Origin of the sequence: Kitasatospora sp. NBC_01560, from assembly GCF_045208415.1 — a bacterium.
Classification (GTDB): Bacteria; Actinomycetota; Actinomycetes; order Streptomycetales; family Streptomycetaceae; genus Kitasatospora.
On the sequence record NZ_CP109364.1, the window covers coordinates 4688417 to 4711399 of the forward strand.

Here is a 22983-nt window from a genome sequence, read left to right on the forward strand (position 1 = left end):
ACGGGGTGGGCGGGGCGACTAGAACGCCTCCTCCGCCAGCTCCATGATCTCGTTGTCGATGCCCTCGGCGATCAGGCGCTGGGTGGTGGTGGTCGGCAGGATGTTCTTCGCGAAGAAGCGGGCCGCCGCGACCTTGCCGCGGTAGAAGGCGACGTCCTTCTCCGAGGCGCCGGCCTCCAGCTTGGCGAGGGCGACCACGGCCTGGCGCAGCAGCAGCCAGCCGACCACGACGTCGCCGGAGACCATCAGCAGGCGGGTGGTGTTGAGGCCCACCTTGTACATGTTCTTGACGTCCTGCTCGACCGAGGAGAGGTCGGCCAGGAGCTTGCCGACGATGGCCTCCAGGTCGCCGGCGGCCTTGGCGAGCAGCTCGCGCTCGGCGGCCAGGGCGTCGCCGCCCTCGGCGGTGGCGAGGAACTTCTGGATCTGCTCGGAGACGGCGGTGAGCGCCTGGCCGCCGTCCTTGACGATCTTGCGGAAGAAGAAGTCCTGGCCCTGGATCGCCGTGGTGCCCTCGTACAGGGTGTCGATCTTGGCGTCGCGGATGTACTGCTCGATCGGGTACTCCTGCAGGTAGCCGGAGCCACCGAAGGTCTGCAGGGACTGGGCGAGCTGCTCGTAGGACTTCTCGGAGCCGTAGCCCTTGACGATCGGCAGCAGCAGGTCGTTCAGGCGCTCGGCGGCCTCGTCGGTCTCGCCGCGCAGGCGGGCGGCCAGCACGTCGTCCTGGGTGGAGGCGGTGAACAGCACCAGCGCGCGCATGCCCTCGGCGTAGGCCTTCTGGGTCAGCAGCGAGCGGCGCACGTCCGGGTGGTGGGTGATGGTGACGCGCGGGGCGGTCTTGTCCAGGAACTGCGAGATGTCCGCACCCTGCACGCGCTCCTTGGCGTACTCCAGGGCGTTCAGGTAGCCGGTGGAGAGGGTGGCGATGGCCTTCGTGCCGACCATCATCCGGGCGAACTCGATGATCTTGAACATCTGGCGGATGCCGTCGACCTTCTCGCCGAGCAGCCAGCCCTTGGCCGGGTGCTTGGCACCGAAGGTCATCTCGCAGGTGTTCGAGGCCTTGAGGCCCATCTTGTGCTCGACGTTGGTGGCGTAGGCGCCGTTGCGCTCGCCCAGCTCGCCGGTCTCCCAGTCGAAGTCGTACTTCGGCACGATGTAGAGGCCGAGGCCCTTGGTGCCCGGCTTGCCGCCCTCGGGGCGGGCCAGCACCAGGTGGATGATGTTCTCGGACATGTCGTGCTCGCCCGAGGTGATGAAGCGCTTCACACCCTCAATGTGCCAGGAGCCGTCCTCCTGCTTGATCGCCTTGGTGCGGCCGGCGCCGACGTCGGAGCCCGCGTCGGGCTCGGTCAGCACCATGGTGGCGCCCCAGAGGCGGTCGGTCATCCGCTTGGCGACCTCCAGCTGCTCCGGGGTGCCCTCCTCGGCGATGACGCCGGCGAAGGCCGGGCCGGAGGAGTACATCCAGATCGCCGGGTTCGAGCCGAGGATCTGCTCGGCGAAGGCCCAGACCAGCGAGGACGGGGTGACCTGGCCGCCGATCGACTCCGGGATGCCCAGGCGCCACCACTCGGCGTCCATGAAGGTCTGGTAGCTCTTCTTGAACGAGGCCGGGATCGGGGCGGTGTTGGTCTCCGGGTCGAAGACCGGGGGGTTGCGGTCGGTGTCGGTGAACGACGCGGCGAGGTCGTTCTCGGCAAGGCGCGCGATCTCGCTCAGAATGTTCTTCGCGGTCTCGACGTCCATGTCCGCGAACGGTCCGGTGCCGTAGACCTGCTCGCGGCCGAACACCTCGAAGAGGTTGAACTCCACGTCCCGCAGGTTGGACTTGTAGTGACCCATGGCCGTTTTCTCCGGTTCGTCGCTTCCGGGAGACCGCCGCGATCGGGCGCCCCGTACCCACCAGTACGCATCATGATGCTACCCAGCGGTAACTTGTTTCAAGCCCCTGGCGGTGAATCCGCTATGAACGTGGTCACGTCCCACAAGCCGGGACGGCCACTCCTTGTCAGGATCGTCGCCCGCACAGGCGGCTGCGCTCCCGATAGCCTGTCCGTGTGTACGGCTATGACCAGAACGCATACCCGGGCGATCCCTACCAGCAGCAGGCGGGACCGCAGCCGGGCATGAACGGCATGCCCGGCCCCGGCCCGTACGGCGAGCAGCCGCAGGCGTCGCAGCAGCAGTCCCTCTACCCGGAGCCGTCGCCGCCCTCGCTGGCCGACGCCGTCCGGGCCTTCACCACCGGCTCGATGGCGGTGGAGGACTTCCAGGCCATCTTCATCACGTCGAAGGTGCACTGCCCGCGCGGCGAGCGCCCCGGCTTCCTGGCGCTGCACAACACGCCGACCCCGGTGATCCCCATGTTCAGCTCCCTGAAGGAGCTGCGCCGGTACGCCGGCAAGGACTCCAAGCACTTCACGGTGACCGGCGCCGAGATCCTCGACCTGCTGCCGACCGGCTACGGCTTCGCGCTGGACATGGAGGGCGAGCACCGGATGGTGTTCGACGCCAAGGCGGTCGAGCAGATGGTCGACTTCACCATGCGCCGGATGTACGGCTAGCGGGAGGCGCCGGCCGGACGCCCCCGGTGGCGGGCGCCTCGCGGCCGACCCATCCTGGGAGAGGGCTCGCGGCCAGGCCGTCCCCATATGGTTCAAAATTCAACTTGCTTCTTGTTGAGGATTGAACTAATCTCGTGGACGTAGGCCAGAGGAAACCCCCGAAGGAGGCCGACATGCCCGCCGTGACCGTCGAAAACCCGCTCGTTCTGCCGCGCGTCGCAGCTCCCGCCGAAGGCGCCAGGCCGCGCCCGGTGCTCGCCGTCTCGACCGCCCCGGAAGGCTTCGAGGGTGAGGGCTTCCCGGTCCGTCGCGCCTTCGCCAAGATCAACCAGAAGTACCTGGACCCGTTCATCATGATGGACCAGATGGGCGAGGTGGACTACGCGGCCGGGGAGCCGAAGGGGACCCCTTGGCACCCGCACCGCGGCTTCGAGACGGTCACCTACATCATCGACGGCACCTTCGTGCACCAGGACTCGCACGGTGGCGGCGGCGTCATCACCGACGGCGACACCCAGTGGATGACGGCCGGCTCCGGCCTGCTGCACATCGAGACCCCGCCGGAGTCGCTGGTCAAGTCCGGCGGCCTGTTCCACGGCCTCCAGCTGTGGGTGAACCTGCCCGCCGCGGACAAGATGATCGCGCCGAAGTACCAGGACATCCGCGGCAGCAGCGTCAAGCTCCTGGCCTCCTCGGACGGCGGCGCGCTCGTCCGCCTCATCGCCGGTGACATCGCGGGCCACCAGGGCCCCGGCGCCACGCACACGCCCATCACCATGATCCACGTGTCCGTGAACCCCGGCGCCGAGGTCACCCTGCCCTGGCGGGCCGACTTCAACGGCCTGGCGTACGGCCTGGCCGGCAGCGGCTCGGCCGGCACCGAGCGGCGCCCGTTCCACCGGGGCCAGTCCGTCGTCTTCGGCGAGGGCGACTCCCTCACCATCCGGGCGGACGACGCCCAGGACAGCCGCGACGCCAACTTCGAGGTCGTCCTGCTCGGCGGACTGCCGATCCGCGAGCCCGTCGCCCACTACGGCCCGTTCGTCATGAACAGCCACCGCGAGCTCCAGCAGGCCATGGAGGACTTCCAGGCCGGCCGGCTCGGGACGATCCCCACGTCCTGAGGCGGTGCCGCGAGGGGCGGCCGGTGCAGCAGGTTCCTGCTGCACCGGCCGCCCCTCGGTCGTCGGCGCCCCTGGTCGGTGGTGGCCCCTGGTCGGTGGTGGCCCGGCGTCCGGTGGCGAACGCCGGACGCCGGACGGCTCGGATGCCGGACGACTCAGACGCCGACCAGACCGGCGCGGACGGCGTCTCTGCGGAGGGCGCTGAAGCGGCCGCCGGACGGGCGGTCGAACTCCACGATCCACTCGAAGGTGTGGGGGCTCTCCCCGAGTCTCGGCAGGGCCTCCTCCAGGTAGCCGCCGCCGCGCCGTTCCAGGAGCTTGGGCAGCACCCGCGCCATCAGGGCGCTGGAGAAGTCGACGTACTGCGGCTTGCCGCGCCGGCGCTGGTCGATGAAGGAACGCCACTCGGAGGCGCTGCCGACGTAGTCGGACGGGTCCTGCTGGAAGAGCGAGGTCTTGACGAAGACCTCGTCGGGCACCCGGTGCCCGGCCCGCCACTCGGTGAGGCGCAGCAGGTAGGAGACCTCCTCCTCGGCCGGTTCGGGCTGCGGGAGCTCCCCCTCGGCCAGGAACCAGCGGCGGCGGTGGAGCAGGACCTCGCCGGCCCGCAGCCGCGGCAGTCCGAGGACGCTGCCGCGGTCGCGCTCGGCGAGCCCCTCCCGGGCCTTCTCCTGGAGGTCGAGCACCAGCCGGCCGGAGCCGACCAGCCAGTAGGCGAGCCGCAGCGGGAAGGGGTACATCTCGCTGTACTGCGAGCCGAGCGGGAGCACCCGGACCGGTCGGCCGTCGCGGTCGAGCAGCTCCAGGCGGTCCGCCGACGGGTCGTGGCGCAGCGTCAGGCCGGCCCACTCGCGCGGGGTGACGGTGTCGGGGAGCACCTGGGGGTGCAGGTTGATGTTGGTGCGGTACAGGCCGCGGTCCTCCAGCACCCGGGCGCCGTCGGCGCCGTACAGGCCGAGCAGGCGCTCGGCGAGCCGGTCGACGGCGGGGCCGCCGGTGCGGCCGGCGGCGTGCAGGAAGCGGGAGTTCAGCGAGGCGTGGCCCGCGTAGGCGTCGTTGACGACGAGCAGCTCCGCCGCGGGCTGGATGAGCACGCCGTACGAGAGCGGGACGGCCCGGAAGCGGTCGGGCAGCCCGGCGGTGAGCTCGGCGAGGTAGCCGGCGTCCCAGATCACCTCGTCCCGGTGGCGGCCGGCGTGCACCTCGCGGACCAGGGCGCCGACGGCGCGGCGGCGCAGGCGGTGGAGCTGCTGCAGGCTGCCGTCGTCGGGGCCGAGACCGTCCGGGCCGACGGTGCGCAGCTGGTCCTCGCGCCGGTAGACCTCGTTGACCAGGTCCTGGGCGTGCTCGATCAGGCCGACCGAGGCGCCGGCGCCGAAGCGCTCGACGAAGGCGGCGGTGAGCATGGCCCGGACTTCGTGGAAGCGGTCGTAGGCGGACTGGAACTCCAGCACGTGGGCGAGGTCGCCGAGGGCCCCGGCATAGCCGGCGGGGCTCGGGGCGGTGGGCGGGAAGACGAGGTCCTCGTTGACGTGCAGCCGGGCCGGCCGCCCGCTGACCTCCAGCAGTCGCTCCTCCAGGTGCGGCAGCCGGCCGACCAGGCCGGCCCGCCGGCCCGCGGGTGCCGTCTCGATTCCTTCGATCACGTCGGCGAGCTCCTCCAGCAGCACGCCGGCCGCCGGGTGGTCGTCCAACAGGCGGCGGCCGAGGGCGCGCAGACCGGTGCGGTTCTGCTCGTCCGGGCCGGGAACGGTGGTGAGCATGCCGGCGGCGACGACCTTGGCGACGTAGTCGGCGCCGGCCTCCCGGCTGCCGCCGGTCCTGGCGGCGAGGTCCTCCGCGAGATGGTCGACGTGGTACGGGCCCATCCCGGCCATGGCGAGCAGCAGCCGCAGGTGGCGGGTGAGCGGGGCGGAGAGCATCCGCACCCGGTTGCCGTCCATGCGGGGGAAGTAGACCCGGTCGGCCTCGGCACGGAGGGTCGGCGAGACGGTGACCCAGCCGGCCGGGCCGCCGGTGACCGGCAGGCCGCCGAGCACGTGGGTGAGCACGGAGCGGTCGATCTCGGCGAAGGCCCGCGCGGTGGCGCCGTCGAAGGCGACCTCGTCGAGCTCCGGGCCGTCGTCGTCCCAGTGGGCCAGGCCGACGGCGGTGAACTGGGAGAGCGGGCTGGTCCGCAGCAGCGCCCGGGTGACGTACTGGATCAGTCCGCGCTCGGACTTGCGCAGCCTGCGGTCGGTGGCACCGCCGGCGGCGCTGTACCGGACGGCCGTGTCGTGCACGGTCGGGGCGAGCAGTGACACGGCCTTGCCGAAGGTGGGGCTGTCGAGCAGGCCGGCGAGGTTGCGCCGTTCCAGCTCGATGGCCTCGCCGTACCGTGCGCGGATCCGGTCCGCGACGGCGGTGTGCTCCCGGTGGAGTGCGAGCCAGGCGCTGGTCGCCTCCGGGAGTCCGTCCGGAGCCGCACCCGGGTCGCGGCCGTTGAAGATCGCCCGGCGCAGCGCGACCACCCCTCGCCGGTGCTCCTGGTCCTCGACGGTGCCGGCGAGGGCGTAGAGCTCGTCGCAGGCCAGCGGCTGCCAGGAGTCCCGCTGCTGCTTGATCAGCGCGAGGTGGGCGAGTGACCTGCGCAGGCCCTCGGTGGAGAGCCGGTGGGCGGGCAGCGGGTTGACCCGGAGCTGGACGGTGTCGGCGATGCCGCCGTCCGCGCGGGGCGGATCGGCGGGGTGGGCGGGGTGGTTCATGGCCGTCCTCTCTGGGGGACCAGTGGTGGGGCCGGGACGCCGGGTGCGGCTCGGGGGCCGCCGCGGCTCAGAAGCGGCGGGCGTTGCGGCGGAAGGTGACCCAGCACAGCGCCAGGCCGCCGATCAGCCAGGCGGTGAGGACCAGCGCGATCCGCCCGTGCTCCCAGGCCCCGGCGGGCTCGGCGGTGGCGAAGGACTCGGGCAGGAAGGCGGAGCGGATCCCCTGGGTCATCCACTTGAGCGGGAAGAGCGAGGCGACGATCTGCACCGGCTTGGGCAGGGCGGTGATCACCCAGAACACTCCGGAGATGAACTGGAGGCCGATGTAGGGGAAGTTGACCAGCGCGGGCGCGTTGCGGGCGGACCGGGCCAGGGAGCCGATGGTGATGCCGATCAGCGCGGTGGAGACGGTGCCGAGCAGGAAGACCCAGAGGAAGGTGAACCAGTGCGCGGCGTCCCTCGGCAGCTGGAAGCCGAACATCGCGACGCCCAGGGCCAGGATGACGGCGACCTGCACGACGGCCTGGGCCAGGATCAGCACGACCTTGCCGATGAAGTACGACACCAGCGGGAACGGCGTCCCGGCGAGCCGGCGCAGGGTGCCCTCGTGGCGGTCGACCGCGATGCCGATGCCCATGGTGCCGAGGGCGGAGGACATGATCGTCGAGCCGATCATGCCCGCCACGGTGACCTCGCGCATCTTGATGCCCGTCCCGGGCACGACCTGGTCGAAGAGGCTGGCGAAGATCACCAGCAGCATGATCGGCATCAGGATGCTGAAGAGCACGGCCTCGCGGTTGCGGATCAGCAGCCGCACCTCGAACAGGCCGCGGGCCAGGCCCAGGCGGACGGGGGACGGGAGCGGCGCGGGCCCGGCGGCCGCGGTCGCGGTCGCGGTCGCGCGGGGGGCGGCAGGGGTGACGGGGGCGGGGGCGGCGATGGTCATCGGGCTTCTCCGATCATGGCGAGGTAGGTCTCCTCCAGGCTCGGGCGGTGCACCTGCAGGTCGGGGACGGCTCCGGCGAACTCCCGTGACAGCTCCTCGATCAGCTGCGCGGGGTTGGTGGTCTCGCGGCGCTCGCGGCCGTTCGGGCCCTGCCAGGTGACGACGGTGCCGGCCTCGGCGCGGCCGCCGAAGCGTTCCGGCGTGTCGACCTCCACCAGCCGGCCGTCGGCCAGCACGCCGATGCGGTCGGCGAGCTGCTCGGCCTCGTCGAGGTAGTGCGTGGTCAGCAGGATGGTGGTGCCGTCGGCGGCGAGGTCGCGGATCAACTGCCAGAACTGGCGGCGTGCCTCCGGGTCGAAGCCGGTGGTCGGCTCGTCCAGGAAGAGCAGTTCGGGGCGGCCGACGATGCCCAGGGCGACGTCCATCCGGCGGCGCTGGCCGCCGGAGAGGTCGCGCAGGGCCGCGTCCTTCTTCTCGGTGAGGCCGACGACCTCCAGCACCTCGTCGACGTCGCGGGGGGCCGGGTAGTACGACGCGAACTGGGCGAGCATCTCCCGCACCCGGGCGTCCGGCTGGTCCTGCGCGGTCTGCAGGACGACACCGATCCGGGACCGCCAGCGGCGGTCGGCGCGGGCCGGGTCCTGGCCCAGCACCAGCACCTCGCCGCCGGAGCGGGGGCGCAGGCCCTCCAGCACCTCGACGGTGGTGGTCTTCCCGGCGCCGTTCGGGCCGAGCAGCGCGAACACCTCGCCGCGCGGGATCTCCAGGTCGACCCCGTCGACGGCCCGGTGGTCGCCGTAGCTGACCCGAAGGCCCTTCAGCACGATCGCGGGTGCGTCGTGGCTCATCTCATCTCCTCGTGTTCCCCGCTCCGGGCGGCCGGGCGGTGCGGTGCGGTACGGCGGTGCGGCGGTGCTGTCCGCCGGGGACGGCCGGTGGGCGGCCGGGCGGCCGGTCAGGCCGTCAGGAACTTCGGGCGGACGTCCTCCAGGAAGAGCTGCAGGCTGCGCTCCGCGACGTCGCCGGGCATCGCCCCGAAGTCGGCCTGGAGCAGGATGTGGTCGGCCTGCACGACGTCCTGGAACGCGGCGAGCTTCTCGGCCACGGTCGCCGCGGAGCCGACGATCGCGCCGCCCTCGGTGCGCAGCCGCTCGGGCGTGATCATCCCGACGTACTTCCCGACCTGGTCGTAACCGGGGTAGGCCTTGGAGGTGGCGTTGTTCCAGGACGAGGTGGCCCCGCCCCAGACCCGCAGGTACTCGGCGAGCAGCGGGTCGCCGAGGCGCCGGGCCTCCGCGTCGGTCTCGGCGGTGAACACCGGCAGGCTGGCGGCCACCCGGGGCTGCTGCCCGCTGTCGCCGTGGGTGCGCTCGAACGCGTCGCGGTAGAGCGCGACCTGCTCGCGGACGGCCTCCAGCGGGGTCAGCGAGGGGGTGATCAGCAGCCCGAGGCCGAGCTCGCCGATCCGGGTGAAGCTCTCCGCCGAACGCACCGCGGCGGCCCAGACGGGCGGGTGCGGGGTCTGGGTGGGCCGCGGCAGGACGGTGGCGTCCCGGTAGGAGAAGAACGGGGTGTCCTCGGTGACGTTCTCCTCGGTCCACAGGCGCAGCACGGCCTTGATGGTCGCCTCGAAGCGCTCCCGGCTGCTGTCCATGTCGACGCCGAAGGTCTCGAACTCGTACGGCAGGTAGGCGCGGGCGAAGCCGATGTCCACCCGGCCGTGGCTGATCGCGTCCACCATCGCCGCGTACGAGGCCAGCTTCACCGGGTGGTGGAAGGCCGGCAGGACGCAGCCGGTCATCAGCCGGATGGTGCTGGTCTGCGCGGCGACGGCGGCCAGGAAGCCGAGCGGGCTGGGACAGTAGCCGCCGTACGGGTGCAGGTAGTGCTCCGTCATCTTGACGTGGCTCATCCCGGCTTCGTCGGCGATCCGGGCCAGCGCGAGGACGTCGTCGAAGTAGGCGGTCGGCGACTTGGTGTCCGGCCCGGCATCGGGGAGCAGCGAGATTCCGAAGTCCATGGGTTCACTCCGTGGTGGTGGTCGTGGTGGCGGCGGGTGCGGGTGCGGTGGTGGCGGGTGCGGTGGCGGCGATCGGGGCGGGCGCGGCGCGGCGGATGCGCTCCTCCCAGGTCTCGCCCAGAGCCAGGTCGGTGGCCTCGGCGAGGGCGAAGCAGAGGTAGTAGCGGTGCAGCGGGGTGACGTCCAGCAGCGGCAGCAGCTCGTAGAAGAAGTTGAGGAGGCTGCGGTAGGAGGCGAAGGAGTCGTCGGGGTCGGTGGTGATCCCGTACTGCTCGGTCAGCGCGTGGAAGCGGGTCGGCGGCCGGGTGCTGCCGTCGGGCGCGGCGGGCGCGAAGCCGTCCAGGTAGCTGTTGCCGAGCCGGCCGGAGCGGACCAGCGAGTCGAGGTAGCCCCAGCCGTAGCGGAAAGCGGCGTGCCAGCCCGCGGTCTCCGGCCCCGGCCCGTCGGTGAGGTGGCGGCGCGCCAGGGCGGTGAGGCGGTCGGCGTCCTGCGCGAAGCGGCGCCGGAAGTCGGGGCGGTGGTCCTGCCCGGCGAGCGGGGAGGCGAGGAAGGCCTCGGCGTGCGAGCGGAAGGACATGGTGCCGAAGGGCAGCCGGCCGGGGTGGGTGCCGGCCAGGGTGGCCATCACCTCGGCGAGGTGGGCGAGCAGCGCCTCCTCGTCGCGGTGCTCGCGCAGAGCGGCGAGCAGCGGGTCGAGCAGGGCGCCCTGGACGGCGGTGCGGGCCTCGCGCAGTTCGGGCAGCCAGTCGGCGCCGGCCGTGTCGGAGCCGATCAGCACGGTGCCGGGGGCGCGGAGCGGCGGCGCGGACCGGCCGGTCTGCTCCCAGCGCTCCAGCCGGCGGGCCTGGCTGCGGTAGTCCGCCTCGGTGGGGCCGTCGAGCTCGGTACCGGCCACGGCGGCCGTGGTCCGGGCGGACCAGCCGGTGACGTCCAGCGGGCGGCCGTTCTCGGGCCGCACGACGACCTCGTAGTGCGGCCCGCCGCGCCAGCCGCGGCGCAGGTGGACGGCGCGCAGCCGGTGGTCGCGGCGCAGTCCGGTGGCGAGCGGGCCCAGGACGTCGGCGACGTAGGCCCGGGGCTGTCCGGGGCGGCCGTGGATCCGGATCACCAGCGGGTCGGTGACGGTGGTCATGCGGATCTCCTTGACGGGCGTCGGGTTCGGCACGGCGGCTGCTCCGGCGTCAGCAGCAGCAGGTGGCGGAGGACGACGAGGAGCAGCAGAACCAGCCGCCCCAGTTGGAGGCGCCCATCTCGGGCAGGGCGATCGCGTCGCCGAGCTCCAGCACGGACAGCTCCTCGATCTCCAGCTCGGTGGGATCGGCCGGCCAGTCGGTGCGTGCGGCCCGGTGGTGCTCGGTCATGGCTCCTCGCGAGGGTTCGGTGACGGGGTGGGGGGTGTGGGGGTGGGGCCCGAAGTGGCCCGAAGTGGCCCGGGTGGCGCGGGGCCCCGCGGGTGCCCGGTGGTCCGGAACACCCGCGGGACGATGCCTGGCGCGCCGCTCCGCGGTCGCGGTCGCGCGCCGGTGTGCGTGCCGCTCGGTCAGCAGCAGCAGGTGGAGGAGGAGGACGAGCAGCAGGCGAAGCCGCCGCTGGACGCGCCCATCTCCGGCAGGGCGGCGGCGTCGCCGACCTCCAGCACCGACAGCTCCTCGACGTCGACCGCCGGGGCCTCGACCTGCTCGGCCTGCGGGGTGTTCACGGACTCGCTCATGATGGAACTCCTTTTCTCGGGTGGTTTATTGACGGTTGATCAGCAGCAGCAGGTGGACGAGGAGGAGGAGCAGCACAGGGTGCCGCCGCTGGAGGCGCCCATCTCCGGCAGGGCGGCGGCGTCGCCGACCTCCAGCACCGACAGCTCCTCGACGTCGACCGCCGGGACCTCGACCTGCTCGGCCTGCGGGGTGTTCACGGACTCGCTCATCTGTGGATCTCCAAGGGATCTCGTCGGTTCGCTCCGGGCGCGGGCCCGTTCGGGCCGCGGTCCGGACTCCGCTCGGCGGACGCCGGCGGGGGGGCCGGCCCGAACGGGCCGGCACTCACCCCTGACGGGGGAGGTCTGTGGGGGGGATCAGCGGATCCCAGGGGGGAGGGCCGCACCGGTGGCGGCCGGTCCGGCCGCCGGCGCTTCGCCCGGCCGGTGGTTCGCTCGGCCGGTGGCCGGTGGCCGGCGGCGGCCGGCGCCCGGTGGCCGGGGGCTCCCGGCAGCTACGCGGGCGCCCGGTCGGACAGTTCGGCGACCAGCAGGACGCCGGTGTCCAGGCCGTCCAACTGGGCGGCCATGTCGAGCAGTTCCTGGTCGTGCACCTGCGGCCAGTGCACCGCGAAGCCGTGGGCCGCCGCGGCGTCCGCCAGCCCGCCGCGCAGCCCGCGCAGCACCGCCCGGTCGGTCCGCGGCCCGCCGGCGAGCACGCACCAGAACGACCCGTCGGGCGGTCCGGCCGGCGTGCCGAGGGCGGCCGCGAAGGCCTCGGCGAAGGCGTGGGCACGGTACGTCCGGCCGCCGAGCGGGAGTTCGACCCGGCCGTACCGGCCCGTCGTCCGCTCCAGGGCGAACCAGCGGCCCTCCGCCAGTGGCGGCCCGACCCGGGCGGCGAGCTCCGGCAGCAGGCCGGCGCAGGCGCGCTCGTACCCGCTCGGCGGCACGGTCGCCGGGCCGGTGACGGTGACGGTGACGGTCGCGGCCGCGGTCACGCCGCGGCCGCCGTCCGGCGGCCCGCCCAGAGCTCGATCAGCACGCTGAGCAGGAAGACCTCCTGCTCGGGGCCGAAGCCCAGCCGGTTGAGCGTCATGTGCAGGTGCGAGGCGAGGATCTCCGGCGGGCCGGAGCTCAGCGTCCCGGCCCGGGCGGCGTCCCGCCAGACGTCCATGGCGCCGCCCAGCCGCTCCGCCCACCGGTCGGCGGCCCGGCCGGCCCCGGGCAGAGCGCCCGGCCCACCCGGGAAGCGTGCGGCGAGCAGGCCCGCGGAGCGCAGCGACGCCTCGCGGGCGGCGAGCGGGTTCATGCCCGGGTGCTCGGCCCGCCCGGCCCAGGTCAGCCAGGAGGCGCGCAGTCCGCGCAGGAACCGCTCCTGGGAGACCTCGTCCGGGTCCGCCGCGCGGACCGCCCCCGCGATGGCGAGCAGGGCGAAGGAGACCCGGCCGTTCCAGTTCGGGCGGGCCCGCAGGACGGCCGCCACCAGCTCGCTGCTGTCGCCGAACAGCGACTCGCTGAGCCCCAGCAGGGCCGGCCCGCCGTAGCGGTCCGTCTCCGGGGTGTACGGCTCGCGGTGCACCCCGCCCGGCCGCAGCGCGGCGAGCGGCAGCGCCTCGAAGCCGTCCGCGCCGCCCTCGCCGGCCCGGGCGATCGGACCGGTGCTCCGGTGGTACTGCTCGGTGCTCATCCGTTCGCCGTCCGGGACGCCCGCGTTGACCGGGGCCAGCCGTTCGGCGAGCGCCGCCGTGACGCCGGGCTCGGCGGCGCCGTCGAGCCCGGCGAGCCGCAGCCGCAGGTGCGGCCCGTGCTGCCAGTACCGGATGAAGAACCAGCCGGTGATCGCGCCGTCGGCCCGCAGCTCGCGCACCACCGGCTCGACCACGTCCAGCAGGACGGTGTCGACCAGCGCCGGGGCGGCGGAGTCGAGGTGGAGGTGCCAGCAGCTCCAGCGGGGTCTGCCGTCCAGGGCGCCGGTCATGACCGCAGGTCCAGCATCGGCTCGCGGAACCGGCCGGTGCCGCAGACCACCTGGAAGACGGCGGTCTGGTCGCGGTCCAGCTCCAGCGTGCGGGCGATCCGCACCTCGTCGAAGGCCCGCGCCGGCCGGGCGTACATGCCGTACGCCGCGGCGGCGAGCACCAGGCCGTGGGCGGACCAGCCGCACGCGTACTGCAGCAGCTTCCACGCACCGGGCCCGAACTCGGCGAGCAGCGGGCGCAGGTCGGCGGTGAAGGTCCAGACGAAGGTCGCGTGCCGCACCGGGCAGTCGTTGCCGCCGCTCAGCGGGTACCCGAACTGGGAGTCCAGCGCGGCGTGCACGCCGGGCCGGGCGAGGTGCCCGGTGAGCCCGTTGTCGGCGACCCGGTGGATGCCGTCCGGCAGCCCCTCGACGTCCTGGACGCAGAGGGTGAGCCGGACGTGCCGGGCGACGGCGGCGAGCAGCGGGGACGGCGGCGGCGCACAGGCCAGCGCCACGGCGTCGGCGACGGCCGCGTACGGCTGGGGCGCCCGGACGCCGGAGAAGCCGCCGATCCCCTCGGGCGTGCGCCCGGCCGTGCGGTTCCAGAGCACCTCGCCCCAGCTCAGGCCGTTGCCGCCGATCGGGTAAGGCCCGGTGCCGGTGGCCGCGGCCGCCGGGGTGGGCGCGCCGGACGGCCGGGTCAGCCGGTCGATCCGCAGCACCCGGTCCAGGGCCTGGTCGCCGGTGGGCGCCGGCCGGTCGGTGCCGGGGCGCCAGCGCGGGGCCGCGCCGTCCAGCCGGACGGCGACCGGGTAGGCCCAGCCCTCGGCGGGCCGGATGCCGATCCGCTCGGCCAGGCCCTCGGGGTCGGGGGTCGGCAGCTCCAGCTCCGCCCGGACCCCGAACAGCTGGGCCGCGAGGTGGAGGCTGCGCAGGTTGTGACCGATTTCGAGGTCCACCAGCGGGCCGCGCAGCAGCGCGTACTGCGGCGGCAGGTCGGTGTGCCGCCCGGCCAGCACCACGGTGGTGCCGTGCTCGCCACCGGCGGCGGGGGCGCCCTCGACGTCCAGGAGCGCGTGGCGCTGGACGTCCAGGTAGCGGGTGGCGCCGTCCTGGAGCAGGTAGGCGCGGACCGGGAACTTGCTGCGGACCGACGGCACGACGCGGTGGTCGTTGAAGGAGTTGGACGGCTCCCGGCGCTGCAGGCCGAACGCGGTGACCAACAGGTGGTCCAGGGTCTCCTCGCCGGCCGCCGGCCCGTCCTCCGGCCGCGGGCCGGTGGGGAAGGGGGTGCGGCGCAGCAGCCGGGAGGTGCCGAGGGCGAGCGGACGGCCGGCGTCGGGGCGGACCGTCGCGGGCAGCTGCCCGCTGGTGGTGCCGATCGAGGGGTCGATCTGCGGGCCCGGGGCGACGAAGGCCTTGCCGGCGCCCTGTTCGAAGGCGAAGCGGCGCAGTTCCCGCAGCTCGTCGGGGCCGTGCGCGGCGTCGGGGCCGTGCGGGCCGTGTGCGGTGTCGGGGCCGTGCGGGGCGTCGGGGCGCCGCGGTTCGGTGCCGCGCCGTGGTCCGGCGGTGCCGGGCGGGGCGCCGCGTTCGAGTGTCAGGCTCATCGGTCCTCCTCTCACGGGAACGGGTGGGGGTCGAGCGGGAGGTCGTCGTCGGTGACCGGACGGCCGTCGACCAGGAGGCCGTCGGTCAGCCTGGTGAGGCCGAGCAGCCGCTGGTTGGCGTGGCCGAAGGTCATCGGCAGCGTGCCGGGGACGATCACCTTGGCGGCGGCCAGCCCAAGGTCGCGGTGGTCCCGGGTGGACTGGTCGACGACGATCGCGGTGTCCAGTCCGGCGTCGGCGTACAGGCCGAGCACCGTCTCCAGCGAGGCCCGTACGTCGGGCCGCGCGCCGGGCGCCGGCCGCAGGGCATCCGGCCAGCCGGGGAAGGCCTCGTCCAAGCGCACGACCGGCCCGCCCAGCACCTCGGTGACGCGGGGCAGCAGCTCGGGCCGCTTGTAGAGCTGGTAGTGGTCGTCGAGGACGCGCACCTCGAACGGGTCGGCGATCATCCGCTCCACCGCCGCCGGGTCGAACGGCACTCGCTCGTGGACCAGTTGGGCCAGTTCCCAGAGGCCGGCCTCGACCGCCGCCTCCGGGTCCGGGTGGGTACCGGCCGCGGAGTAGCTGGCGGGGAACAGCCCGTCCCGGTGGACGGCCAGCACCCAGACCGAGGGCAGCGGCACGTCCTGGCTCGCCGCCAGCAGGTGCACGTCGTAGCCGCGCGAGCGGATCAGGCCGATCAGCTCCCGGCTGCGCTCCCGGCGCACCGACGCGGGGTCGATGGCCGGCAGCGGGCGCCGGCGGTGCCAGGCGAGCAGGAACGCGTCCCGCTCGGTGACCTCGAAGAGGGCGTGCAGCGCCGCCTCCTCCAGGCTCGCGCCGAGGGCGCAGCCGCTGGAGGACTCCAGGAAGTGGATCTTCCGGTCACCCTCCCGCTCCAGCTTGTACTGGTAGAAGCCGATCTCGGCGGGCACCAGTACCGGCTCGCCGGTCGGGATGCGGTGGCCCCAGACCCAGTCCACCGGGGTGTCCGGTGCGTACGGCAACACCCGGCAGTAGGGGTGGGCGAGCTGGCGCGCGGTGTGCCCGCCCAGGGTGGCCGGGTCCAGGGCCGGCAGGCCGATGCCCCGGTGGGCGAGGTCTCTGACGACCCGGCCCGTCCCGTACGGGAACCCGCCGATCCGCTCGTACATCTCCAGGATGGCGACGGGGTCGCTCTCCCGGTACGTGGCGCCGCGGCCGTGCCCCGAGCCGACCGGTCCGCCCGGCATCACGGCGTTGCTCATCGCGAACGGGGCCTGGGTCTCCCGCTGGACCCCGACGAAGGGGCCGAAGCGGGCGTCGACGGTCCGCCGGTGCAGCTCGTCGGCGGGCATCGGCAGGCCGGGCCGCTCGCGCAGCGGCAGCGGCTGCGGCGAGGGGCGGTCGGCGAGCACCAGCGGATCCGGGGTCCGGACGGCCGCGGTGGTGCGGTCGTGCGGCATGCCGGCGTCCCCGCAGACCGGGCAGGCGTGGTACCGGGAGATCCGGTGCCGACGCAGCCCGCCCGGGCGGACGGAGAGCAACTCGCCCGGCGCCAGAGGGATTCCGGCGGCCAGCGCGGCCCGGGCCAGGGCCGGGAGCAGCGGTGACGCACCGGTGCCGGAGCGCCGGGCACGCCACTCGCGGGCGATCGGGTGGCCGCCGGCCATCGGTGCGGCGAGCCGCTCGCGCGCCTCGGCGCAGCCCGCGCAGGAGGGCGCGGGCGTGGCAGGGTCCCACAGCGGGCCGATCTGCACCTCGTCCGGGAAGACCCGGACGGAGAGCAACGGCTCCCCGGCCTCGCGGGCCGCCGTCCAGGCGGTGCGCTCCGCGTCGGTGTCCCAGCCCTCGCGAAGGCCGAGCCGGGCACCGTGCAGCTCGGCGAACTCCGCCCAGGGGGTGGACGGTTCGGTGATCGTCAGGCCAGCCATACCGGCCCCCAGCACAGCTTCTGCTCCCCGGCCAGCGGGTCGGCGAGGACGCGGACCCCGAGCGGACGCACCCCGTGCGCGTGGCAGTACGCCTCGACGTCCCCGGCCAGCGCCGTCAGCTCCGGCGCGGTCATCAGGTCGATCAGTTCGGTCCCGGGCTCGGGATCGACGGTGCCGGGGTGGCCGGCCTGCCCGGCCCGGCGGGCGGCGTGGGCCGCGGCCAGCGCCAGGCCGGCGGCCCGGTCGGTGCCGTCGCCCCAGGCGGAGCCCAGCACCGCGCCGGTGCGGGCGTCCGTCACGGTGACGGTGCACCAGGGGCCGGCGAGTCCGGCGGGGCGGCCGAGCGTGAGCGCGACCGGCTGGTCCTCGTACTCCTCCAGGGTGCGCCAGAACCGCAGGGTGTCGTGGTCGGTGATGTCGTCCCAGCCCAGGACGGTGGCCGGCGCCGCGGCGGCGCGCACCAGGATCCGCAGGACGCCGTCCAGCAGCCAGCGCGCCTCGGTCGTCCCGGCGGCCGGCACCGAGCGCTCCAGGACGCGGATCCCGGGCGGGTACGGCACGGCGGCCAGCACGCGCAGCCCGGCGAGGACCGCCTGGACGGCGGCGGAGCCGTGGTCGATGCCACGGCGGACGAGCGGTTCGCCGAAGTCGGGGGTGAGGCCGTCGAGGACGGCCAGGGCGGACGGGAGCTGCGGCAGGTCGTCGGGGGCGATCCACCGGAACGGGCCGGTCCAGGGTGCGAACAGCGGCAGCGAAGCGGTGAGCACCTCCTCGGTCACGACCGGCCCGAGCCCCGAGGGGTCGGTGTCGCCCAGGGTGCGGATGCCGCTCCACTCGGCCTGGCCCGTCCCGGCCAGCACGGCCTCGTCGGTCTCCAGTGCCGGGCCGTGCACCACCGAGACGGAGCTCTCCGGCGTGCCGAGGCCCACGTGGTGGAAGGCCCGGTGGGCGGCGAGTGCGCCGGCCATGATCGCGCCGGTGGGCGACGGGACCGTCCGGGCCACGTCGCCCTGCCGGATCACCGCGCGCTCGACCAGCCTCCCGTGCAGACCGGGCGCCTCGCCCGCCGTCCGCAGGGGGCCGACGACCTGCGGACCGCCGGCCCGCGAGGCGTCCGCCGTGGTCACCGGGACGACCGCGGCGCCGGGCGCGAGCTCGGCGGCCGCGTCGCCGGACGGCGCGGCGTCCACGACCACCGCCACGCAGGCGCCGGACAGCAGTCCGGCGGCCTCGGCGGCGGAGCCGGGGACCACGACGCGGTCGAGCTCCGGGTCGAGCAGCAGCAGCTCGGAGCGGTCCGGGGCGCTGCCGTCCGCACCGGCCAGGACGACGCTGCCGAAGCCGGCCGCGGCCAGGCCGCGGGCCGCCGACTCGGCGGCGGGCCCCCGGCCGAGGACGGCCGCCCGGCCCTCCCGCACCCGCCGGAAGGCGGTGTACGGGTCGTCGCCGCGGGCCTCCAGGTAGGCCAGCGAGTCGCCGTACGCGGCGCGCTCGGCCGGCCCGGGCTCCGCGGTGTCCAGCCGGTCGAGGTCGAACAGCAGCTCGCGGTCGAGGAGCTGGGCGGCCAGCCAGCGCACGACGCCTCGGGTCTTCTCGGCGCCGGCCGCCGCCACCAGTTCGTCCTCGGTGGCGCCGCGGTCCAGCAGCGGGGTCAGCCGGTCGACCAGCTGGAACAGGCTCGCCGGGCCGGCCAGCAGGAACGCTCCCCTGGCGGCGGAGACGTACACGCCCTTGCTGACCGGCGCGTAGTGCACGCCGGGGCGGGATCGCACGCCGCGGGGCGGCAGCGGAGGAGGTGCGGCAGACATGGGTCCTCGATCGCGGGTCGGATCAGGCGGATCAGGCGGATCAGGTGGATCAGGTGGATCAGGTCGGGTGGGGCGCGGCCGGGCCGGGCTCCGGCGGGGCTCCCGCGGTCACTCCCAGCGGAGGTCGCCGTGGCCGCCGTCCTTGCCCGGCTTGTGCGCGACGGGCTTGGGGACGAGGTGCAGCGGGTCGGCGTCCGCGTCGGCCGCCTGCGCGGTACCGGCGGTGGCCGTTGCCGCGGCGGGCTTGGCGGCGGCGGGCCCGGTGGTTCTGGCGGCGGTGGTCGCGGCGGAGGCCGGGCCGGCCATGACCGCGGTGGCGAGAGCGGTCAGGACGAAACAGGAAGCAAGGCGCTTGCGCATGGTGTTTTCCCCCGTGTGTCGATCGCCGGGTCACGGCGTCGTACGTTCCATCAGGCCCCCGCCGCTTCCGGCCGGGAGCCGCACCTGCTTTCCGGTGCAGCTCCACAGTGGCCCGCCGGTTGGGGGAAGCTCCACCTCGCACCCCTGTCATAAAGTTGCAGCGCAGCGAAATCACTATGATCAAACGGGGGCAATCATGGGCAGTCCGGACATCCTGCCGTCACTTTCAGGCCGCCTCGACGAGACGGCGGCAAGGGTGTTCACCTGGGCCGTCCGGCACGGACGGCTGGACGAACGGGCCGCCGAGGAGCTCGGCCTGACCCCCGGCCAACTGGAGGCGGCGACCGACGCCCTCTCCGCACTCCACCTGCTGCGCCCCGCCCCCGACGGCTCCCCGGCACTGATCGCCACCAACCCCGAGCTCGCCGCCGCCGAGCTGATCGGCCCCATCAACGCCGCGTTGCAGGCCCGCCAGCAGCAGGCCGCCCAGGTGCGGACCGAGCTGCTCGGGCTGGTGCCCTTCTACTACGAGATGAGACGCGAGCGCAGCAGCGCCGAGGCGATCGACGTGATGGAGAACCCCGACGACGTCCGCGCCATGTTCCAGGAGCTGGCCGGGAACTGCCGCACCGAGGTGTTCAGCGCCCACCCGGGCATCGGCTCGACGGAGGGCATGGCGGACGCGCTCGCCCGCAACCTCGAACTGCTCGACCGCGGCGTACGGATGCGGTCGCTGTACCAGCACACCGTCCGCGTCAACCCGTCCATGCAGCACTACGCCAGTCAACTCACCGCTTCCGGCTGCGAGTTGCGCACCGACAACGAGATCGTCGACCGGGTCGTCATCGTGGACCGCGAGGTGGCGTTCATCCCCCGGACGGGGATCGGCGCGCCCAGCGGCGCCGTCATGGTGCGCGAGCCCGCCCTCGTCGACTACCTCTACCGCTCACTGGAGCAGTGCTGGAGCCGGGCCCTGCCGTTCGGCCAGGAGGACACCCGCAGCGTGGTCGCGGGCTACGGCGAGGCCGGCGCGGCGATCAAGAGCTCCATCGCCCGGATGCTCGCCGAGGGCAGCACCGACGAGCAGGCCGCCCGACGCCTGGGCATGTCCGTCCGCACCTGCCGCCGGCACATCGCCGAGGTCATGGACAGCCTGGGCGCGGACAGCCGCTTCCAGGCCGGCGTCCTCGCCGAGCGTTCGGGCCTCGTCACCGCGCCGGCCGCCTGAGCGGACCACCGCCCGCCGCCCGGCACCACCGGCGCGGCCCCCGGCCCGCCCGGCCCCGCCACTGCCCGGGCCACCGCACCGCCCGGGGCGCGACCGGGGCGCGACGCAGCCGCGACCGGCTCACAGCAACGCGAAGAGGGCCGAGGCGTCGTCGTGCACCTTGCCCCGGGGCCAGCGCTCGCAGTCGGCGTCGGCCCGCTCGACCGCCCGCACCTGGGCGATCAGCTCCCCCGGCCCGGCCTCGGCGAGCAGCCGCAACGCGTCGGCCCAGCCACCGAGGCCGAACCGCTCGGTGTAGCGCGAGGCCCCGTCGGTGAGCGCGGCCAGCGCGTGCAGCTGCTCCAGACGGACGAAGCCCGTCTCGGCGTGCCGGGCCGCCTTCGGGCTGGCGGCGGCGATCCACGGACCGGCCCCGCTGTTCCGGGCGGCCCGGACGGCCAGCGCGTACTCCATGTGCAGCGCGGCGCGCTCGGCCGAGCCGGGCACCGTCGACCAGACCTGCCGGCGCAGCTCCTCCCCGCCGGGGAAGCGCTGGTTGTCGCCGATCACCTTCGGCGGCCCGTCCTTGAACTGGAGCACCAGCAGCGAGTCGCCGAGCACCAGGTACTCCAGCGAGGCGCCGTGCCGCCGGGCGGCGACCACCATGGCGGCCGGGGTGTTGGGGTGGGCGAGGTCGCAGCGGCCGCCGTGCAGCGCGGCGGTCTCCACGATGGCGTCGGCCAGGCACTCGCCGATCGAGCGGTCCGCGCGGTCGGTCAGCCGGGCCAGCAGGTGCACCCCCAACCGCCGTACGTACCACGGGGTGCCGTGCCGGCACCCCGACTCCAGGCCGGTCGGTGAGCTGGAGCCGTCGAGGAGGACGAGTGCCTCCGGCGAGGCCGCCGCGAAGTCCTCGCTCTCGCGGCCCGGCCGCCGTGCTTCCCCTGCGAGCTGTACCTGCATCCCGACAGTGTGGCCGCCGGTCGGGGCGCAGGCCCAGACCCGCGCACGCGGCTCGCGGGTCCGTCCGGTGGCAGCGGGGGAGATTCGGCCATACCGTCGGATAGCGAGTGGACAATTCGGCCAATCAGGGCCTGCCGGGTTTGGGATCTCCTTCGAGGGGTTCCGGCCTCCGGGGCTGACGGGCCGCCCCGGACCGACGAGGAGCGACGGATGTTCTGGCAGTTCATCGTGCTACTGGCCGCCTCCATCGGATTCCCGACCGCCGCACTGCTCTTCCTGATCGGCGGACCGCGCTTCCCCGACGAGCAGCGCGACGGCCGCTGAGCCCCCACGACCACCGCCGGGCCCCGGCGCCCGGGAGCCCGGGAACCGCAGTGGGTGCCCGGGATCCGCGTGGGGGGCCCGTGGGGTGCCCGCCCTCAGCGGGCGGGCGGCGCCCAGGCCGGGTCGCGGCCGAGCAGCGCCAGCGCGCGGTCGAACGGTCCGGCACCACCGGGCTGCTCCAGCCGCGCGCGGAAGGCCCTGCCCGGCGCCCGGTCGGCCGGTGCGGCCGGCACCCGCTCGGCGACCGCGAGCAGGGCGGCCGCGAGCCGCTCCTCGCCGTCCACCGCCCGGGCCAGCTCCGGCGGCGCGCCGAGGGCGGCCTCGACGTCCCAGGCGTGCACCAGGGTGTCCAGCAGGTGGAAGCCGACCGCCTCGCTCAGCGGGAACGGCCCGCCGTCGCGGATCTCCGGCAGCCGGAGCGGCAGCTCGGCGTCCTTGGCCGCCGCCTCGGCGAAGGCCGCGGTCAGCTGCTCCGCCGAGCGCCGGAACGCGCCCGCCGGGTCGCCGTCCACCGGAACGTCGCGCCAGAGCTCCAGGTCGGGGCCGGCGCCGCGGGCGGCCGCGGCGAAGCCCCGGTGCTGACCGACCACGTGCTCCAGCAGCCGGCGGAGGTCCCAGCCGGCGCAGGGCGTCGGCAGCACCAGCTGTTCCGGCTGGACGGTGCCGATCACCCCGTCTGCCAACTCCACGGCCCGGGTGTGCAGTTCGACGAGGTTCATGCCGCGCCGACCTCCTGTCCGACGGTCTCCTGTCCGGCGGGCTCCGGTCCGACGGTCTCCTGTCCGGCGATGCCCTGCGCGGCGGCCCCCGGGCCGACGACACCCAGGCCCGCCGCTTCCCGGCCGTCCGCCAGGAAGGCGACGGCGCGGTCGACCACGGCGGGTTCGACGAGGATCCTGCGGTGGCCGAGGCCCTGCGTGACGACCAGGTCGAGCCGGTCCCCGTACGCGGCCTTGAGCCGGCGGGCGTGGTCGATGCCGACCATGTCGTCCCCCTCGTCGTGCACCACCAGGATCGGCAGGCCGATCTCCTCGGGGCGGCGGGCGGCGTCGAAGTACTCCGGGACGTCCGCGACGCCGGGGAACATCCGCTGCTCCATGTGCCGCCCCACTTCGCGCTCCAGTACGGCGTTCAGGCCGAGTTCGGCGCAGAAGGCGGCGGGCAGGTAGGAGAATTCGCTGACCCCGGCGACGGCGACCAGCCGGCCGGCCCGCAGGCCGCCGCGCAGGGCCAGGAAGGCGGCGTTGACGCCGAGCGAGTGCGCGACCACCGCCTCGAAGTCGCCGTAGCGCTCCTGGAGCCGGGCGGAGATCTCGCGGAGGTCGAGCACGGTGGCTCTGCGGCCGCCGGACTCGCCGTGCCCGGGGGCGTCGAACGCGACCGGGCTCAGGCCGAGCGCCCGCAGCCGGGGCACGAAGGCGGCGAACCGGGAGGCCCGGGACTGCCAGCCGTGCAGCAGCAGGACGGGCCGGGCGCCGTCGCCCCACTGGTAGACCACCACCTGCCGGCCTCCGACGTCCAGCCGCTCGGTGGTGGCCTGTTCGTGGACCTCGCGTTCGCGGGTGCGCACCCGGCCGCGCCGGACGGGGTGGCGGAACAGTTCGAACGCCGCCCGGCCGGCCGGGCCGGGTGCGATCAGCGAGGTGGTGTTGAGGGTGGTGCGGATCAGTGCGACGGCCGGGTCCATCGGGGTCTCCCTGTCGGTGCTGACGGGTGTGCCTGGTGCGGGCCGAACTCGAGGAGATATTAGCACGATCGTTCGTGC

The 22983-nt window shown here is 74.5% G+C and carries 21 protein-coding genes; 3 read left to right on the forward strand and 18 right to left on the reverse strand.

What is annotated here, in order from left to right; genetic code table 11:
• Positions 1-18 precede the first annotated feature (18 nt).
• A complete protein-coding gene (locus tag OH807_RS20410) occupies positions 19-1848 on the reverse strand; it encodes an acyl-CoA dehydrogenase (RefSeq protein WP_406200825.1) in 1830 nt (609 codons plus the stop codon).
• Between the two features lie 215 nt (positions 1849-2063).
• Between OH807_RS20410 and OH807_RS20415 the strand changes: the two genes are divergently transcribed.
• Positions 2064-2570: an SseB family protein gene (locus OH807_RS20415; RefSeq protein ID WP_406200826.1), complete on the forward strand. Its 507-nt coding sequence runs from the start codon at positions 2064-2066 to the stop codon at positions 2568-2570.
• 173 nt (positions 2571-2743) lie between these two features.
• Positions 2744-3694, forward strand: coding sequence for a pirin family protein (locus tag OH807_RS20420; protein WP_406200828.1), 951 nt, complete (start codon positions 2744-2746; stop codon positions 3692-3694).
• Between the two features lie 155 nt (positions 3695-3849).
• On the opposite strand, the gene OH807_RS20425 is transcribed toward OH807_RS20420, so the two are convergent.
• The 14 genes from OH807_RS20425 to OH807_RS20490 all read right to left on the reverse strand — a co-directional run bounded on the left by OH807_RS20425 (position 3850) and on the right by OH807_RS20490 (position 18724).
• The gene (locus OH807_RS20425) at positions 3850-6438 is read right to left on the reverse strand and encodes a lantibiotic dehydratase (protein ID WP_406200830.1); all 2589 of its coding nucleotides are present in this window, start codon (positions 6436-6438) and stop codon (positions 3850-3852) included.
• Between the two features lie 67 nt (positions 6439-6505).
• Positions 6506-7384, reverse strand: a complete 879-nt coding sequence (locus tag OH807_RS20430; RefSeq protein WP_406200833.1) for an ABC transporter permease — start codon at positions 7382-7384, stop codon at positions 6506-6508.
• Positions 7381-8232: an ABC transporter ATP-binding protein gene (locus OH807_RS20435; protein WP_406200834.1), complete on the reverse strand. Its 852-nt coding sequence runs from the start codon at positions 8230-8232 to the stop codon at positions 7381-7383. Before OH807_RS20435 ends, OH807_RS20430 begins: the two co-directional genes overlap by 4 nt.
• Positions 8233-8339: 107 nt before the next feature.
• Positions 8340-9404 carry an LLM class flavin-dependent oxidoreductase gene (locus OH807_RS20440; RefSeq protein WP_406200837.1) on the reverse strand — a complete coding sequence of 355 codons (1065 nt, stop codon included), beginning with the start codon at positions 9402-9404 and terminating at the stop codon, positions 8340-8342.
• A gap of 4 nt (positions 9405-9408) precedes the next feature.
• Positions 9409-10536: a hypothetical protein gene (locus OH807_RS20445; protein ID WP_406200839.1), complete on the reverse strand. Its 1128-nt coding sequence runs from the start codon at positions 10534-10536 to the stop codon at positions 9409-9411.
• A gap of 49 nt (positions 10537-10585) precedes the next feature.
• Positions 10586-10765 carry a thiazolylpeptide-type bacteriocin gene (locus tag OH807_RS20450; RefSeq protein ID WP_406200841.1) on the reverse strand — a complete coding sequence of 60 codons (180 nt, stop codon included), beginning with the start codon at positions 10763-10765 and terminating at the stop codon, positions 10586-10588.
• Positions 10766-10944: 179 nt separating this feature from the next.
• A complete protein-coding gene (locus OH807_RS20455) occupies positions 10945-11115 on the reverse strand; it encodes a thiazolylpeptide-type bacteriocin (RefSeq protein WP_406200843.1) in 171 nt (56 codons plus the stop codon).
• 39 nt (positions 11116-11154) lie between these two features.
• Positions 11155-11325, reverse strand: a complete 171-nt coding sequence (locus tag OH807_RS20460; protein ID WP_406200846.1) for a thiazolylpeptide-type bacteriocin — start codon at positions 11323-11325, stop codon at positions 11155-11157.
• Positions 11326-11609: 284 nt separating this feature from the next.
• Positions 11610-12095 carry a hypothetical protein gene (locus tag OH807_RS20465; RefSeq protein WP_406200849.1) on the reverse strand — a complete coding sequence of 162 codons (486 nt, stop codon included), beginning with the start codon at positions 12093-12095 and terminating at the stop codon, positions 11610-11612.
• Positions 12092-13075, reverse strand: coding sequence for a thiopeptide-type bacteriocin biosynthesis protein (locus OH807_RS20470; RefSeq protein WP_406200851.1), 984 nt, complete (start codon positions 13073-13075; stop codon positions 12092-12094). The genes OH807_RS20465 and OH807_RS20470 overlap by 4 nt, the downstream gene beginning before the upstream one ends.
• Entirely contained in the window at positions 13072-14664 is a 1593-nt protein-coding gene (locus OH807_RS20475) for a hypothetical protein (protein WP_406200853.1), read from the reverse strand. Before OH807_RS20475 ends, OH807_RS20470 begins: the two co-directional genes overlap by 4 nt.
• Positions 14665-14675: 11 nt before the next feature.
• Positions 14676-16556 (reverse strand): YcaO-like family protein, encoded by a 1881-nt coding sequence (locus tag OH807_RS20480; protein ID WP_406200856.1) that lies wholly within the window; start codon positions 16554-16556, stop codon positions 14676-14678.
• A complete protein-coding gene (locus OH807_RS20485) occupies positions 16544-18364 on the reverse strand; it encodes a hypothetical protein (protein ID WP_406200858.1) in 1821 nt (606 codons plus the stop codon). Before OH807_RS20485 ends, OH807_RS20480 begins: the two co-directional genes overlap by 13 nt.
• 108 nt (positions 18365-18472) lie before the next feature.
• Entirely contained in the window at positions 18473-18724 is a 252-nt protein-coding gene (locus tag OH807_RS20490) for a hypothetical protein (RefSeq protein ID WP_406200861.1), read from the reverse strand.
• Positions 18725-18920: 196 nt separating this feature from the next.
• Between OH807_RS20490 and OH807_RS20495 the strand changes: the two genes are divergently transcribed.
• Positions 18921-19952, forward strand: coding sequence for a LuxR C-terminal-related transcriptional regulator (locus tag OH807_RS20495; protein WP_406200863.1), 1032 nt, complete (start codon positions 18921-18923; stop codon positions 19950-19952).
• 120 nt (positions 19953-20072) lie between these two features.
• Here OH807_RS20495 and OH807_RS20500 read toward each other — a convergent pair whose 3' ends face one another.
• From OH807_RS20500 to OH807_RS20510, 3 genes are all read right to left on the reverse strand, one after another.
• Complete coding sequence (locus OH807_RS20500; protein WP_406200866.1) at positions 20073-20894, reverse strand: integrase; 822 nt, start codon at positions 20892-20894, stop codon at positions 20073-20075.
• 419 nt (positions 20895-21313) lie between these two features.
• Positions 21314-21937 carry a TIGR03086 family metal-binding protein gene (locus OH807_RS20505; RefSeq protein WP_406200868.1) on the reverse strand — a complete coding sequence of 208 codons (624 nt, stop codon included), beginning with the start codon at positions 21935-21937 and terminating at the stop codon, positions 21314-21316.
• Complete coding sequence (locus tag OH807_RS20510) at positions 21934-22905, reverse strand: alpha/beta hydrolase (protein WP_406200870.1); 972 nt, start codon at positions 22903-22905, stop codon at positions 21934-21936. The genes OH807_RS20505 and OH807_RS20510 overlap by 4 nt, the downstream gene beginning before the upstream one ends.
• Positions 22906-22983: the final 78 nt, after the last annotated feature.